The organism is Sphingomonas sp. SP3 (assembly GCF_058514305.1).
In genome coordinates, this window is the sequence record NZ_JBZSOE010000001.1 from 1,504,496 (window position 1) to 1,518,085 (window position 13,590).

General features: G+C 63.9%; 18 protein-coding genes. 14 read left to right on the forward strand and 4 right to left on the reverse strand.

Going from position 1 to position 13,590, the window contains the following annotated elements:
- Positions 1-168 precede the first annotated feature (168 nt).
- Positions 169-609: a CopD family protein gene (locus AC4K8G_RS07830; protein WP_491734437.1), complete on the reverse strand. Its 441-nt coding sequence runs from the start codon at positions 607-609 to the stop codon at positions 169-171.
- A gap of 8 nt (positions 610-617) precedes the next feature.
- On the reverse strand, positions 618-1,679 hold the full coding sequence (hemE, locus tag AC4K8G_RS07835) for a uroporphyrinogen decarboxylase (protein WP_491733598.1): 1,062 nt from the start codon (positions 1,677-1,679) through the stop codon (positions 618-620).
- A 291-nt stretch (positions 1,680-1,970) separates the two neighbouring features.
- Between hemE and AC4K8G_RS07840 the strand changes: the two genes are divergently transcribed.
- The 8 genes from AC4K8G_RS07840 (at position 1,971) to AC4K8G_RS07875 (ending at position 6,765) form a co-directional block, all read left to right on the forward strand.
- Entirely contained in the window at positions 1,971-2,540 is a 570-nt protein-coding gene (locus AC4K8G_RS07840; protein ID WP_491733599.1) for a Maf family protein, read from the forward strand.
- On the forward strand, positions 2,537-3,130 hold the full coding sequence (coaE, locus tag AC4K8G_RS07845; RefSeq protein ID WP_491733600.1) for a dephospho-CoA kinase: 594 nt from the start codon (positions 2,537-2,539) through the stop codon (positions 3,128-3,130). The genes AC4K8G_RS07840 and coaE overlap by 4 nt, the downstream gene beginning before the upstream one ends.
- A gap of 9 nt (positions 3,131-3,139) precedes the next feature.
- A complete protein-coding gene (gene dnaQ / locus AC4K8G_RS07850) occupies positions 3,140-3,838 on the forward strand; it encodes a DNA polymerase III subunit epsilon (RefSeq protein WP_491733601.1) in 699 nt (232 codons plus the stop codon).
- Between the two features lie 64 nt (positions 3,839-3,902).
- Entirely contained in the window at positions 3,903-4,472 is a 570-nt protein-coding gene (gene hpf / locus AC4K8G_RS07855) for a ribosome hibernation-promoting factor, HPF/YfiA family (RefSeq protein ID WP_491733602.1), read from the forward strand.
- A 59-nt stretch (positions 4,473-4,531) separates the two neighbouring features.
- The gene (locus AC4K8G_RS07860; RefSeq protein ID WP_491733603.1) at positions 4,532-4,996 is read left to right on the forward strand and encodes a PTS sugar transporter subunit IIA; all 465 of its coding nucleotides are present in this window, start codon (positions 4,532-4,534) and stop codon (positions 4,994-4,996) included.
- A gap of 9 nt (positions 4,997-5,005) precedes the next feature.
- Positions 5,006-5,344, forward strand: a complete 339-nt coding sequence (locus tag AC4K8G_RS07865; protein ID WP_491733604.1) for a DUF1491 family protein — start codon at positions 5,006-5,008, stop codon at positions 5,342-5,344.
- 209 nt (positions 5,345-5,553) lie between these two features.
- Positions 5,554-6,192, forward strand: coding sequence for a cell wall hydrolase (locus AC4K8G_RS07870; RefSeq protein WP_491733605.1), 639 nt, complete (start codon positions 5,554-5,556; stop codon positions 6,190-6,192).
- A gap of 87 nt (positions 6,193-6,279) precedes the next feature.
- Positions 6,280-6,765, forward strand: a complete 486-nt coding sequence (locus AC4K8G_RS07875; RefSeq protein WP_491733606.1) for an MmcB family DNA repair protein — start codon at positions 6,280-6,282, stop codon at positions 6,763-6,765.
- Here the strand turns inward: AC4K8G_RS07875 and AC4K8G_RS07880 are convergent.
- On the reverse strand, positions 6,758-7,345 hold the full coding sequence (locus AC4K8G_RS07880; RefSeq protein WP_491733607.1) for an ankyrin repeat domain-containing protein: 588 nt from the start codon (positions 7,343-7,345) through the stop codon (positions 6,758-6,760). The genes AC4K8G_RS07875 and AC4K8G_RS07880 overlap by 8 nt on opposite strands.
- A gap of 63 nt (positions 7,346-7,408) precedes the next feature.
- Here AC4K8G_RS07880 and AC4K8G_RS07885 point away from each other — a divergent pair, with 63 nt between their 5' ends.
- Together AC4K8G_RS07885 and AC4K8G_RS07890 are read left to right on the forward strand one after the other, a co-directional pair.
- Entirely contained in the window at positions 7,409-7,846 is a 438-nt protein-coding gene (locus AC4K8G_RS07885; RefSeq protein ID WP_491733608.1) for a YcgN family cysteine cluster protein, read from the forward strand.
- Between the two features lie 46 nt (positions 7,847-7,892).
- Entirely contained in the window at positions 7,893-8,537 is a 645-nt protein-coding gene (locus AC4K8G_RS07890; RefSeq protein ID WP_491733609.1) for a M48 family metallopeptidase, read from the forward strand.
- Here the strand turns inward: AC4K8G_RS07890 and AC4K8G_RS07895 are convergent.
- On the reverse strand, positions 8,493-10,619 hold the full coding sequence (locus AC4K8G_RS07895) for a transglycosylase domain-containing protein (protein WP_491733610.1): 2,127 nt from the start codon (positions 10,617-10,619) through the stop codon (positions 8,493-8,495). The genes AC4K8G_RS07890 and AC4K8G_RS07895 overlap by 45 nt on opposite strands.
- Before the next feature lie 125 nt (positions 10,620-10,744).
- Between AC4K8G_RS07895 and AC4K8G_RS07900 the strand changes: the two genes are divergently transcribed.
- The 4 genes from AC4K8G_RS07900 to AC4K8G_RS07915 all read left to right on the forward strand — a co-directional run bounded on the left by AC4K8G_RS07900 (position 10,745) and on the right by AC4K8G_RS07915 (position 13,581).
- The gene (locus tag AC4K8G_RS07900) at positions 10,745-11,269 is read left to right on the forward strand and encodes a DUF4402 domain-containing protein (protein ID WP_491733611.1); all 525 of its coding nucleotides are present in this window, start codon (positions 10,745-10,747) and stop codon (positions 11,267-11,269) included.
- 184 nt (positions 11,270-11,453) lie between these two features.
- The gene (locus tag AC4K8G_RS07905; protein ID WP_491733612.1) at positions 11,454-11,978 is read left to right on the forward strand and encodes a DUF4402 domain-containing protein; all 525 of its coding nucleotides are present in this window, start codon (positions 11,454-11,456) and stop codon (positions 11,976-11,978) included.
- Positions 11,979-12,239: 261 nt separating this feature from the next.
- Positions 12,240-12,647 (forward strand): DUF4402 domain-containing protein, encoded by a 408-nt coding sequence (locus tag AC4K8G_RS07910; protein ID WP_491733613.1) that lies wholly within the window; start codon positions 12,240-12,242, stop codon positions 12,645-12,647.
- A gap of 106 nt (positions 12,648-12,753) precedes the next feature.
- The gene (locus AC4K8G_RS07915; protein ID WP_491733614.1) at positions 12,754-13,581 is read left to right on the forward strand and encodes a fimbrial biogenesis chaperone; all 828 of its coding nucleotides are present in this window, start codon (positions 12,754-12,756) and stop codon (positions 13,579-13,581) included.
- Positions 13,582-13,590 lie beyond the last annotated feature (9 nt).

A 13,590-nucleotide genomic window follows, 5' to 3' on the forward strand; every position in this document is an offset into this window, starting at 1 on the left:
ATTTGGCTCGAGCTTCTCATGAATGCGAAGGCCGAAAACGCGGCAGGACGCCGCTTTGGGAAGGAACAGCTGGCCGGCAATTTAAGGAAACTGGCCGGAGCCGCTCTTTAGTGGAGGTATGTCTGCGCTTGCCCGCTGTCAATCAGCGCCGGTCAACGCAGCGCCGATTCAGAACGGGCGAACGATGACCAGGACGACGATCAGGGCCGCCGCTATGCCCGGGATTTCGTTGATCATCCGAACCGCCTTGCCCGACAAGGGCCGCTCGCCCCGCGCCAGCTTCTTGCCATAAGCGCCGAGCCAGCCCTGATAGCCGGATAGTGCGACCACCAGCAGCAGCTTGGCGTGAAACCAGCCCTGGCTGAAGGCGTCGACGTTGAAGGCGAGCATCAACCCGAGGATCCAGACCGCAATCATCGCCGGATTGAGGATGATCGAACGAACGCGCGCCTCGCGCTCGATCCAGGCCCGGTCCTCGGCCGAACCGGGGGTCGTTTCCTGATGATAGACGTAGAGCCGGGGGAGCAGGAACAGGCCGGCCATCCAGAAAATCACGAAGGTGACGTGCGCCGCCTTTACCCATGGGTAAGCGACGCCGAGGAAGCCCACGTAGCTGCTCACTTTCCCCCCTTCACCTGGGCCAACAACTGCTCGACATGCGCGATCGGCGTGTCCGGCAGGATGCCATGCCCGAGATTGAAGATGTGAGGACGGCCGGCGAAAGCGTCAAGGATAAGCCGCGCGGCATTCATCAAAGGTTTCCCCCCGGCGATGAGCGCGAGGGGATCGAGGTTGCCCTGTACGGGCAGGCCCTTCGGCAGCTGGCTTGCCGCCCATAGCGGATCGACGGTCTCATCGATCCCGATCGCGGAGACGCCGGTTTCCGACGCATAGGCAGCTAGCTTCCCACCAGCGCCCTTGGGAAAGCCAATCACAGGCACACCCGGATGCTTCTTGTTGATCTTCGCCACGAGGCGTGCGGTCGGGGCGGTTACCCACGCTTCGAATTGCGCCGGCGACAGGCTGCCCGCCCAGCTGTCGAACAATTGCACGGCCTCGGCCCCTGCAGAGATCTGAGCGGAAAGGTAGTCGTAGGTGGCTGCCTCGATACGCTTGACGATCTCGCCGAACGCCTTGGGGTCGCGATAGGCGAAGCGCCGGGCCTCGGCCTGTTCGCGGCTACCCTGGCCCGCGACCATGTAGGTCGCCACCGTCCACGGGCTCCCAGCAAAGCCGATCAACGTCTTCGCAGGATCGAGCCTAGCTTTGACCTTGCGCACAGTCTCGTAAATCGGATCGAGCCGCGCCGGATAAGGCTTGAGGCCATCGATCGCGACATGGGTGAGCGGCGGCGTCAGCCGCGGACCTTCACCCGCGACGAAGCTCAGATTCTGTCCCAGTGCGAAGGGCACGATCAGGATATCGGAAAACAGGATCGCGGCATCGAGCTGAGGGAAGCGCATGAGCGGCTGGAGCGTGATCTCCGCGGCCGCATCGCTGTCATAAACGAGATCGAGAAAACCGCCCTTGTGCGCGCGCAGCTCCCGATATTCCGGAAGGTAGCGCCCAGCTTGGCGCATCATCCACATTGGCACCGGGTCTCGCCGCTCACCCCGAAGGACGGACAGCAAGGGCTTATCGGCCTGCGTGCTTGGAAGATCGGCAGGCTTGAGCGCCACCCTCTTCTCTCCCTTATATATATTTAGAATAAGATTGATGATGTAGTAGGCCGCGGGAGAACGGGGCTTAGTCGCGGCTCCCTGAATTGCCAACAACCGCCGGAAAAGCCGACTCTCGGGGATTACGCGAGTCGGTCCGATTCCCACCCATGATTCACAGGCTGGGGATCGAATCTGTCCCCGTGGATGAAAGTTCGAACAGCCGTCGCAATGGGTCGGACAAAGCGCCGATTGAGCCCGCCCCCATCTCCGCGCTAGGCCTGTCCGGTCGCTTTTCCACAAGGTTGTTCTTTGCCCCTGATTCTTGCCTCGACCAGCCCGATCCGGCGGCACATGCTCGACGCCGCGGCCGTCGCTTATGAGGCGACGCCGCCCAATGTCGACGAGGCCGAGGTAAAGGCCCGCTACTCGGACCCGGCGCAAATCGCCGGCGAGCTGGCCGCGGCCAAGGCTCGCAGCGTGTCTGGCGAATGGGTGATCGGCAGCGACAGCGTGGTCAGCGTCGGCGGGCGGCTGTTCGACAAGCCGCGCGATCGCGACGAAGCGACCGACCATCTCTGCTCCTTTTCCGGCAAGACGATGGTGCTGACGAGCGCCGTAGCGCTTGCGCGCGATGGAGCCGAAGACTGGCGGCATGTCGACAGCGCGATCTTGGAAGTTCGCGCGCTCTCCGACGAATTCATCGCAGCCTATCTCGATGCGGAATGGCCCGAAGTCGGCTATTGCGTCGGCGTATTCCGGCTGGAGGGCCGCGGCGTGCAGTTGTTCAAGGAGATCAAGGGCGATCATTTCACGATCCTGGGCATGCCACTGCTGCCGCTCCTTGGCGCGCTTCGAGAGCGCGGCTTGATCCTGTCATGATCCGCATCGCCCTGACCGGCTCTATCGGCATGGGAAAATCGACCGTCGCCGAGATGTTTCGCGGCGCCGGCATTCCGGTGTTCGACGCCGATTCGATCGTGCGCCGGCTCCAGGCCGAGGACGCCGATGTCATCGCGGCGATCGGAGATCGGTTCGGAGGCACGGTCAAGGATGGCGTGTTGGACCGCGAGCTGCTTGCTTCTCAGGTCCTCGGTCATCCTGAAGAACTCGCCGCGCTTGAAACGATCATGCATCCCGCGGTTCATTCCGAGCGGGCGCGCTTCCTGCTCGGCAACCGCGAGAAACCGGTGCTGCTGTTCGACATCCCCCTGCTGTTCGAAACGCATGGCGAAGAAGCGTTCGACAAAGTGATCGTTGTTTCGGCGCCGGGAAACATCCAGCGCGAGCGCGTATTGGCGCGACAGGGCATGACCGAGGCCAAGCTCGCTTCCATCCTCGCCCGACAGATGCCGGATGAGGAGAAGCGGCGGCGCGCCGACTTCGTAATCGATACCGGTGGCGACCTATCCACAACTGAAAGCCAGGTGCGCGACATAATCGCTTGTCTCGGACTCCCCACGCGTGGTTAGATTCGCCGCGTGCGGGAAATCGTCTTCGACACTGAAACCACGGGGTTAAATCCGTCCGGCGGCGACCGGATGGTCGAGATCGGCTGCGTCGAGATCTTCAACCGCGTCGAAACCGGCCGCCATTTCCACGCCTACTTCAATCCCGAGCGCGACATGCCGTTCGAGGCCGAGATGGTGCACGGCCTGTCCAACCTGTTCCTGTCCGACAAGCCCCGCTTTGCAGAGACCGCCGAGGCGCTGCTGGAGTTCATCGAGGATTCGCCGCTGGTGGCGCACAATGCGGGCTTCGACTTCGGCTTCCTCAATCACGAGCTCGAGCGCTGCGGCCGGTCGCCGGTCGGCATGCATCGCATGGTCGATACGTTGACCCTCGCCCGCTCGCGCCATCCCGGCGCCAAGCACAGCCTCGACGCCTTGTGCGTTCGCTTCGGCATCGATCGTAGCCATCGCGTCAAGCACGGCGCTTTGCTCGACGCGCAACTGCTCGCCCAGGTCTATGTCGAGCTAACCGGTGGACGGCAGATCGGGCTCGGTCTTGTCGCCGAGGCGGGTAGCGTCTCGGTCGGAGTTTCATCCCGTCCCGTCGTCGCTAGGGAGCCCCGCCCCGCCCGGCCGCATTTTGCGGCAATTGAGGAACTGGAACGCCACCGCGCGTTTATTGCAAAGCTGGTCAACCCGCTCTGGGCACGGTTCGCAGCCGTTCAGTAAGGGCGAGTTGACGGCGGGTTCAGGGCGGTCCTAAGCGCCCCTAGATCATCAGGGAGCGAGGCCAGTGGACGTTCGGGTCGCGGGGCATCAGGTCGATACCGGCGAGTCGCTGCGCGAGCATGCCCAGCGCAGGGTCGCCGACATCACGGAGAAGTATTTTGCCCGCTCGGTTGGCGCGAACGTGACGTTCGGCCGCGGGCCGAACAACGACTTCACTTGCGACATTATCGCGCCCGTCGTTCAGGGCGTCGTGCTGAAGGCATCGAATAGCGCGCGAACCGCCGAATTGGCGTTCAACGGCGCGGCAGACCGAATCGAAAAGCAGCTTCGCCGTTACAGCAACCGGCTGAAGGAACATAAGGTCGACGACACTGCTGCGGCCTATGTCGAAAACGCCGGCTACACGGTCTTTTCCGGCGCTACCGGGCAAGAGGAGCCGCAGGTCGACAATCCGGCGATTGTGGCTGAAACGCGGATCGACATTCCCGAAGCGAGCGTGTCCGACGCCGTCATGCTGATGGATCTTCGCAACACGAGCGCGTTGCTATTCCGAAACAGCGGCACCGGCGAGTTCAACATGATCTACCGCCGCGAGGACGGAAACATCGGTTGGGTTGAGCCGCAAGCGGCCTGAACCCATCTCCAACATCAAGCGGCCAGGTGCGAACGGTCGCGCCGCCTAGAGTTACGACCATGCAGCTTGCCGATTTCCTCGACTTTGACGCGATCAAGACCGCCCTTCCCGGCGGCAACAAGCGCTCATTGCTTCAGCAACTGGCGAACCTCGCTGGCCAGCGGCTCGAGGTCGATCCTGCAGCGGTCCTCGCCAGCCTGACGGAACGCGAATCGCTCGGCTCGACCGGTTTCGGCCAGGGCGTGGCGATTCCGCACGGCAAGATCGAGGGCCTGACCCGGATCTACGGGCTGTTCGCGCGGCTTGGCGAAGCGGTCGACTACAAGGCGATCGACGGCCGCCGCGTCGACCTCGTCTTCCTCCTCCTGTCGCCGCCCGATTCCGGTGCCGAGCATCTGAAGGCCCTGGCCTCGATCAGCCGCGTGACGCGCAATGCCGCGACGCTCGAGAAGATGCGCGGCGCGCGCAGCCGCGACGCCCTTGCGGCGGTGTTGATCGGCGCCGACGAGCGCGACGCTGCTTAAGGACGCAGCTTGAGCAGGTTGCCAACGCATGTCGAAGTGGCCGGCATCTTGCGCAAAGTGGCGGCTGACGGAGATTTCGCCACAGTAATGAGGAAAGGCGATCCTGATCGCGGCTCCCTGCTCATTTTCGTCTCCAGCCGAGGCGCATTGCATGCGGCCCTGGAGCGCGTTTTGAGCCCTCAGGGCGATTATCGCTGGCAAGCCGCCAAGCTGCCCGATTCGATGGGTTCCACGGAAATCAGCGATTTCCTCGCCAAGCGTGCACGGTTCGACGACGATTTGTGGGCGATTGAACTGGATATCGCGGACCCCGAACGGTTCATCGCTGAAACGACCGGTTTGGGTTGACCCCACCCGTCAAGCGATAGAAACCCTGCTTAACAACAAGAGCGGGGGGCACCTTCTCGGCAAGAAACGATGATGGTGCCACGCGAGACGGGGTATCGCCTAAGAACGCAGCGGAAGTAGTCGCAAGTAATAAAGCGTTCTGATTTTGGTGGTCCACCGCAGATTTAATGGTTTAAATGTTGGCTTCTTTTCGCCCGGGGCTGCTCATTGTGGCGGCTCTATCAGCGACGTACATGGTTCCTGCCCAGGCAGGGCCTTCCGGTGAGCCTCTGCTCCCGATGGCAAGCGCGACTCTTCCGAAGGTCGCAGTTCCCCAATTGCTCGACCCGCAGGGCGAGCCTCAACTAGCCGGCCCGCAGGCGGATGACGCCTCGCCGGCCGTTACCGATGATTCGACCGACGCGGCCTCGGCCGTTCCGGCGGTCAAGCCGAACGGTGAATTGTCCGAGATGGTCACGCAGCTGCGCGATGCCACGCCTGGCACCCGCGAGCTCGAATGCCTCGCGACCGGCATCTATTTCGAATCGAAGAGTGAGCCGCTCGCCGGCCAGCTGGCCGTCGGCCAAGTGATCGCCAACCGCGCGAACTCGGGGGGGCGTTTCCCCTCCTCTTATTGCGGCGTGCTGTTCCAGCGCAGCCAGTTCTCGTTCGTTCGCGGTCGTTCGCTTCCGTCGGTCCCTCGCGCCAGCAAGCAATGGCAGACTGCGGTCGCGATCGCCAAGATTGTCGACCAGGGCCTCAAGGCATCGTCCATCGGCAACGCGATGTTCTTCCACGCCCGCTACGTGTCGCCTGGTTGGCGGCTGAAGCGTGTGGCATCGATCGGGAACCACATCTTCTACCGATAAGAATTCAGACGCGGGCGGGCAGCGGGCGCGCTTTGGCTCGCCCGCTTTCCTTTTGGCTCTGTTGCCATTTCGTTCTATCAAATGGCGATGGCCACGCAGCTCGATTCTCTCTGCTTCACTGACGCCCCGCTGGTCGCTGCCGAAGTTGCGCGCGGTGTGACGCGGCTGTTCTGCCGCCAAGACCTGTTCGCGGTTTGTGAGATGCCGTTGCGCAACGGCCGGCGCGCCGACCTGATGGCAATCGACGCCAAGGGCGGCCTGACGATCGTCGAGATCAAGGTCGCCAAGGCCGACCTTCTCGGCGACGGCAAATGGCTCGATTATCTCGATTATTGCGACCGCTTCTTCTGGGCGGTCCCTCCCTACCTCGCCAAATTCCTTGAAGAAGATCGCTATCTGCCGGGCGAAGCCGGGCTGATCGTGGCCGATCGTTATGACGCAGCCGTGATCCGCGAGGCGGTGCATCGCCCCTTGGCTCCGGCGCGGCGCAAGGCTGAGCTTCTCGATTTTGCCCGCCGGGCCGCCAGGCGCCTGTCGGCGCAGGTCGACCCCTCGCTTGGCGAAGCTACTTAGCGGCCGCGGAAGCGCCCGGCTTCGGCTTCTTGTTCTGGATCAGCTGCAGGATCTGCCGGCCGCGCGTGTCGCGCTCGGCATATTCCCGCGCCGAATAGCCTTGGGCGGCGTCGACCTTGTCGGGGTTGGCTCCGTGCTCGAGCAGAAAGCGCACCATTTGAACCTGGCGGAGCTGGACCGCGATGATGAGCGGCGTCTCGCCTTGCCGGTTGGTGCCGTCGACTTTCGCACCTAGGTTGAGCAGCCATTCGGCTGCGTCCTGGAACCCGATTCGGGATGCGGCGATCAGCGGCGTTTCGCCGGCGGCACCCTGCAGATTGGGGTCTGCGCCCTTGTTGAGCAGGAACCCGGTCCAGTCGCTGTCGCCGCGGCTGATCGCGATGATCAGCGCGGTATTGCCCTTGCCGTCGCGGGCATCGACGATGGTCGGATGATCGTTCAGCAGCTGAGCGGCCTTGTCGCCGTTTCGCTTCTGGACTGCCGATATGAAATCGAGGCTGTCGTAGCTTAATTGCGCGACGGCCGGAGCTTCGACAACCAGCAACGCCAGCGCCCCAATCGCGATTCTCAAATACCCCATGGACTTAGGCCCCGAACTACCCGCTTGATCGACTTCGCCTAGCAGAGCAAGGGTGGCCTTGTCATGAATGCGCGCACGCCATTTTGGGAGAAACCGCTCGTTGCGCTCGATCGCGGCGAGTGGGAATCGCTGTGCGACGGCTGTGGCCGCTGCTGCGTGCATAAGCTCGAAGACGAAGAAACCGGCCTGCTCTACGCCACGAACGTCGCGTGCAAGCTGCTCGACCGCAGCAATGGCCGCTGTCTCGACTACAAGAACCGGATGAAATTGGTGTCCGACTGCGTGCGGCTCGACCGCTCCAATCTCGGCAGCCTCGACTGGTTGCCCGAAACCTGCGCCTACCGGCTGCGCGCGGCGAACAAGCCGCTTCCCGACTGGCATTATCTGATCTCCGGCAGCCGCGGGACCGTGCACGAGGCCGGACAATCGACGCGCGGGTGGACGGTCAGCGAAGATGATGCCGGCGAGCTCGAATATCATGTGGTCGAGCGCCCGATCTGAAGCCGCGCTGGCGGCCGCACTGCCCGTTCCGATTGATATTCACCCGATGCGCAACGCGCGCCGCCTGCGGCTTCGCTTCGACGAAGCGAGTGGGGTGCTGAAGCTAACCTGCCCGTGGCGAACGAGCCGCAAGTCTGCGCTGGCCTGGGCAATCGATCAGCGCGAATGGATCGACAAGCAGCTTGCGAACAGCGAGCCCGGCGAGCCGTTCGCGCCGGGCGCGGTGATCCCGATTGAAGGGAATGACGTTCGCATTTGCTGGACCGCGGGGGGCGCCCGCACGCCGCAGCTAAGCGGAAGCAAGCTAATTTGCGGCGGCCCCGAAGCGGGCCTCGCGAGGCGGATTGAGCGATATGTAAAACGCCTTGCGCTCGACACGATGTCGAAGGAGGTAGCGGAGTTCGCGCAGGCCGCGGGGGCGTCTGCTCGCAAGGTCAGTATTGGCGACGCGGGGTCGCGTTGGGGCAGCTGCTCGTCTCAGGGCAGGATCCGATTGAGCTGGCGGCTAATCCTCGCTCCGCCCGCGGTGCGGCGGTACGTCGTGGCGCACGAAGTCGCCCATCTCGTCCATCTTAATCACGGCCGCGAATTCAAGGCGCTCGAAGCGCGCTTGCTGGGTCCTGGCGTCGCCGAGGCGAAAGCAATGCTACGGCGCGTTGGGCCTCGGCTCCGGCGCGTCGGCCGGGGCTAACGGGTCGGGCTGGCGCGGCGGCGGAGCCGGCTGCGGCTGGCGCTGCGGCGGATATTGGTTGGATGGCCGCTGTTGCGGCGGGAAGGCCTGGTCAAGGTCCTGCTGGCTGGGTTCGCCGGTGCCGTCCGGCCTGACCATCGACTGTCCGGGATAACCCGATTCGGGCGGCGGCGTGCCGATCGGCATCCCGTTCTCGTCGACCATCGGCGCCATGCCGTTCATGTCATAGCCCGCGTCGCCATAGACTTCTTCTTCCGGCGTCAGCTGCCAGTCGGGCATCGGCACTTGCGTTTCGAACTGCTCCACAGGCCGATTGGCGACCGCGACGGCCATGAAGTCGTGGAAAGCCCGGGCAGGCGCGGTGCCACCCTGGAGGCCGGTGACGGTACGCGCGTCATCACGGCCCATCCAGACGCCCGTCGTCAGCCCGCTCGAGAAGCCGATGAACCAGCCATCCTTATTGGATTGGGTGGTTCCGGTCTTGCCGGCGACCGGCCGGCCGATTTGAGCTGCGCGGCCCGTGCCGGTCAGCACCGCCGACTGCAGCAGGTCGGTCATTTCCGCCGCGACCCACGGCGCCACCAGGACGCGCTCGTCGTCGCCTTCCCGCGTGTAAAGCTGGCGGCCGTCTGCGGTGATCACCTTGCGGATTGCGTAGGGCGTCACCGCGACGCCCTTGTTCGCGACCGATGCGAAGGCGCGCGTCATGTCGAGCAGCCGAACGTCGCTCGTGCCGAGCACCATCGAGGGGAAGGTCGAGATCGGCGTCGATATGCCAAAGCGGCGCGCCATGTCGGCGATGGTCGAAAAGCCCAGCTGCGAGCCGATCTTGGCGCTGATCGTGTTGATTGATCGCGAGAAGGCTTCGCGCAGGCTGACCGGGCCAAGGTTTGTCCGGGTCGAGTTGCGCGGGCTCCAGCCGTCGATAGTGACGGGTTCGTCGACGATCGTGTCGGTCGGCTTCATCCCCGATTCGAGCGCGGCGAGGTAGACGAACAGCTTGAAGGCAGAGCCGGGCTGGCGGGTCGCCTGGGTCGCTCGGTTGTAGATCGAATCGACGTAGTCTTTGCCGCCGACCATGGCGCGGACCGCGCCATCGCGGTCGATCGCGACCAGCGCCCCTTGCGTGCCGGCAGGCGCGTTGGCGCGAATCGCGTTGCTCGCCGCGACCTGCATTCCGGGGTCGAGCGTGGTCCACACGTCGATCGGCTCGGAAGTTTCATCGATAAGCGTATCGAGCTGGGGCAGCGCCCAGTCGGTGAAGTAGCGAACGCTGTTGTTGTTGGTGGTCTGCTGGATCTTCACCGCGGCCGGGTCGACCCGCGCGGCAGTATCGCTGGTGATGAAACCATTGTTGACCATCGTCTGGATGACGACGCCCGATCGGGCGCGGGCCGCCTCGACGTCCGCGGTCGGGGAATAATTGGATGGCGCTTTGACCAGGCCCGCGATGATCGCGGCCTCGCCCAGGCTCAGGCGATCCGCGCCATGGCCGAAGAATTTTCGCGACGCTGCGTCGATCCCATAGGCCCCGCCGCCGAAATAGACGCGGTTCAGGTATAGCTCGAGAATCTGGTCCTTCGAGAATTTGCGCTCGAGCGCGAGGGCAAGGATCGCTTCCTTGATCTTTCGCCCGAAGCTGCGGTTGTTGGTAAGGAAGATGTTGCGTGCCAGCTGCTGCGTGATGGTCGAGCCACCCTGGCGGAAATGCCCGGTCTTGATTCGCACGCCGATCGAGCGCGCGATGCCGATCGGGTCAACGCCGAGGTGGCTGCGGAAGCGCCGGTCTTCGGTCGAAACGATCGCGGCGCGCATTTCGACCGGGATCTGGTCGTAGGGCAACCACTTACCGAAGCTCGGGCCGAGCGACACGAGCACCTGGCCGTTGGCCGCGCGAACGCGGATCATCTGGCCAAGGTCCGAGCGTTTGGTGAGATCGGAGTAGCTCGGGAGATAGGCGCTCGCGACCGCGACGGCGACGATCAGCGCCAGCAGCCCGAGGATCGCGGCATAGGCAATGCCCTTGATTATACTCGTCAAGGTTGAGCGGCCAGACGATGCCGATGAGGAAGTGCGCGCCATTCAGGCGGTGGGATAGAAAGCTCGGCGCGGTGCGACAATAGGCGGGGCACATAAGCGGGATGGCGAACCGAAGGTTAGCCGGGAATTAACCCTGTTTTAGCGTCTCTCCCGATAGACCGTTCGGCATGGGCGCCTTCAAGGTCCAAGCCCTGATGCTCGCGGCGTTCGCCGCGACCGTGGCCACGTCGTGGCCGGCGGCCGGTCAGTGCCGCCTGTGCTCGGCGCCGGTGACGAGCCGCGATGAGAATGCCCCCAAGCAGGACGTCCAGATCGAGGTCGAAAGCAGCATCAACTTCGACCGGCTGATCCTGGTCGGGGAAGGCGATGGCGCGGCGGTCATTCGTCCGGACGGCTCGCGCGCCGCGGAAGGCGCCGTGAGTGACGTCGGGTCACGGGCGATGGTCGGAACTGCGACGGTCCACGGCGAGCCTGGGCGGGCCGTCCGCGTCGAGCTTCCGCAGCGCATCGAGCTCTATTCCCTGAGTGGCGGGCGAATCAGCTTCGACCAGGTGGTCAGCGACTTGCCTTCGCTTCCGAGGCTCGATTCGGCCGGGAACCTCAGCTTCCGATTCGGCGGGCGAATCCGAATCACTGGTGATGCAGGCGGCGATTACCGCGGCGATTTGCCAATTACCGTTGAGTATCAGTGAACCTTGTTTCCCTCTCTTGGCCGCATCCGAGAGAGAAGGGTCCGAAACGGTCGAATCACTAATCGCCGATTAACCAAGCCCCTGAGGAAAGCCGTAAGCGGGCAGGGTTAATAGCAGCGCCACGGATGACCAGGCTCGGTGTCGGGGCAGCCGCCATACTGACTGAACCAGTGGGGAATATGAGATGACCAAAGTTCTTCGTTTGACTGCGATGGCGGCGTCGGTTGCCGCGCTCGCGCTGACCGCGACCGAGGCCGCTGCCGCTCCGGTCAACGCCACGAGCAATGCGACCGCCAAGGCCCGCATCCTGAAGCCGCTGGTGCTTGCGAGCACCGCGAACTTCGACCTCGGCATCATCGTGCTGGCCGGATCGGGTTCATATACCGCGACCGTCTCGCTCGACCGCGCCAACACCTTCAACTGCGACGGTAACAGCGGCAACGTGACCTGCTCGGGCACGCACACCCGCGCTGCTTACAACGTCGCCGGTACGCAGGGCCAGAACGTGACGATCGCCTCGGGCCCCGTCACGATGACCAACGGTACGGACAACCTGACCCTTACGCCGGATCACAACACGACCGTCGCGCTGACCAACTCGGGCGCTCCGGGCACCGATTTCTTCGTCGGCGGCTCGCTCAGCATTCCGAGCACGACGTCGGACGGTGTGTACACGGGCACCTTTGCCCTCACCGCTGACTATCAGTAAGTCGGACCAGAGTTAGCGGCGCCAGACGCCGCACCAAGTGGAGGGGTCGCCGGTCTCGGCGGCCCCTTCTTCTTTGCCCTCTTCCGAATCATGGTTGACCGAAAATCAACCATTTTGGCCCAAACGGCGTCGGTTATGCGCTCGGTTTGGCAGCGGTGGACCAGCAACGGTCGGGCGGTAGCCCTGGCGGCAGCATGCTCCGCCGGCCTCTGCGCGTCGCCGGCAAGTGCAGCCACACAGAACGCCAGTGTCACCGCGAACGTGGTCAAGCCGCTCACACTCACCTCGCTGCAGAATCTCGACCTCGGCACGATCACGACCAAGCTCGGCACCTGGTCAGGCGCGACGGTCGGCATCTCGCGGACCGGGGTCTTCAGCTGCAATTCGGCCAACCTGGTGTGCACCGGCCTGACCCAGGTCGCGCGCTACAATGTGACGGGTAGCAACAAGCAGAACATCACGATCGGCGCGCCCAATGTGACGATGGTCAATCAGGCGGACGCGTCGAAGACGCTGACCATGGTCCTCGACAGCCCGGGCACCATCCAACTCACCTCGTCGGGCGCGCCAGGCAACAATTTCGATATCGGCGGCTCGATCACACTGAGCTCTACCACCGCGTCCGGAACCTACCAGGGCACGTTCAACATCACCGTCGACTACCAATAATCGCCGAAAACCGCCGCTAAAGCGGCATGGTTAGCCGAAAAATAACCATTCTGGACCAAAGAGGAGGCGATCGCTCCACATTGGAGCAAGCGGAAGGATCGCTCGAATGAGCCGGTGGACGTTCAAAACTCCAATTGCACTGCTTGGCCTTGCCGTCGCGGCCGGCTTCGCCGCTCCCGCCCAGGCCGGCGTTGGCGACCTGCTGGTCGCGCCGACGCGCATCATCCTTGATGGGCGCCGCGGTACCGAGATCGTGCTCAACAACGTCGGCGATGCGCCGGCGACCTATCGCATCTCGGTCGAATTCCGGCGGATGACGGCGGACGGTCAGCTCGAGGACGTCAGCAACCCGACGCCGCAAGAGCAGGCGGCAGCCGACATGATCGTCTACGCTCCCCGGCGGGTGACGCTTGCGCCGCACGAGCCGCAATCGATCCGAATCGCCGCGCGGCCGCCCCAGGGGTTGGCCGACGGCGAATACCGTGTTCATCTTTTGTTCCGCGCTATCCCACCCGCCACGCCGGTCGTTCCGGCTTCAGCCGAAGCGCCCAAGGGCGTGCATCTGCAGCTCATCCCGATCTACGGCGTGACGATCCCGGTCATCGTTCGCCTCGGCAACCTTGAGGCGACGGCGGGCCTGTCGAACGTCGAGCTTGAGAAGAAGGACGGGAAGCCGATGGTCGGGCTGGAGCTCACCCGAACGGGCTCACGCTCCACCTTCGGTGAGGTTCGCGTTTACAAGCCTGGGGTAAAGGATCCGATTGCCGTCCAGCGCGCGGTTGCAGTCTATACCGAGCTCACCGAGCGCCATGTCGCGATCCCGATCGACGAAAGTTACAAAGGACCGGTCGCCGGCCCGGTGACGGTCCAATATTTCGAAACGTCCGACGAAGGCGCCCAAAAGGTCGCCGAGACGCAGGCGGTGCTCCGCTAAGGGGCGCGA

Excerpts from the sequence above, each read along its gene's own strand:
- coaE (WP_491733600.1), top strand. The coding sequence starts at position 2,537 with ATGATCCGCATCGCCCTGACCGGCTCTATCGGCATGGGAAAATCGACC.
- AC4K8G_RS07860 (WP_491733603.1), top strand. The coding sequence starts at position 4,532 with ATGCAGCTTGCCGATTTCCTCGACTTTGACGCGATCAAGACCGCCCTT.
- AC4K8G_RS07875 (WP_491733606.1), top strand. The coding sequence starts at position 6,280 with ATGGCCACGCAGCTCGATTCTCTCTGCTTCACTGACGCCCCGCTGGTC.
- AC4K8G_RS07880 (WP_491733607.1), bottom strand. The coding sequence starts at position 7,345 with ATGGGGTATTTGAGAATCGCGATTGGGGCGCTGGCGTTGCTGGTTGTC.
- AC4K8G_RS07885 (WP_491733608.1), top strand. The coding sequence starts at position 7,409 with ATGAATGCGCGCACGCCATTTTGGGAGAAACCGCTCGTTGCGCTCGAT.
- AC4K8G_RS07890 (WP_491733609.1), top strand. The coding sequence starts at position 7,893 with ATGCGCAACGCGCGCCGCCTGCGGCTTCGCTTCGACGAAGCGAGTGGG.
- AC4K8G_RS07895 (WP_491733610.1), bottom strand. The coding sequence starts at position 10,619 with ATGGCGCGCACTTCCTCATCGGCATCGTCTGGCCGCTCAACCTTGACG.
- AC4K8G_RS07900 (WP_491733611.1), top strand. The coding sequence starts at position 10,745 with ATGGGCGCCTTCAAGGTCCAAGCCCTGATGCTCGCGGCGTTCGCCGCG.
- AC4K8G_RS07905 (WP_491733612.1), top strand. The coding sequence starts at position 11,454 with ATGACCAAAGTTCTTCGTTTGACTGCGATGGCGGCGTCGGTTGCCGCG.
- AC4K8G_RS07915 (WP_491733614.1), top strand. The coding sequence starts at position 12,754 with ATGAGCCGGTGGACGTTCAAAACTCCAATTGCACTGCTTGGCCTTGCC.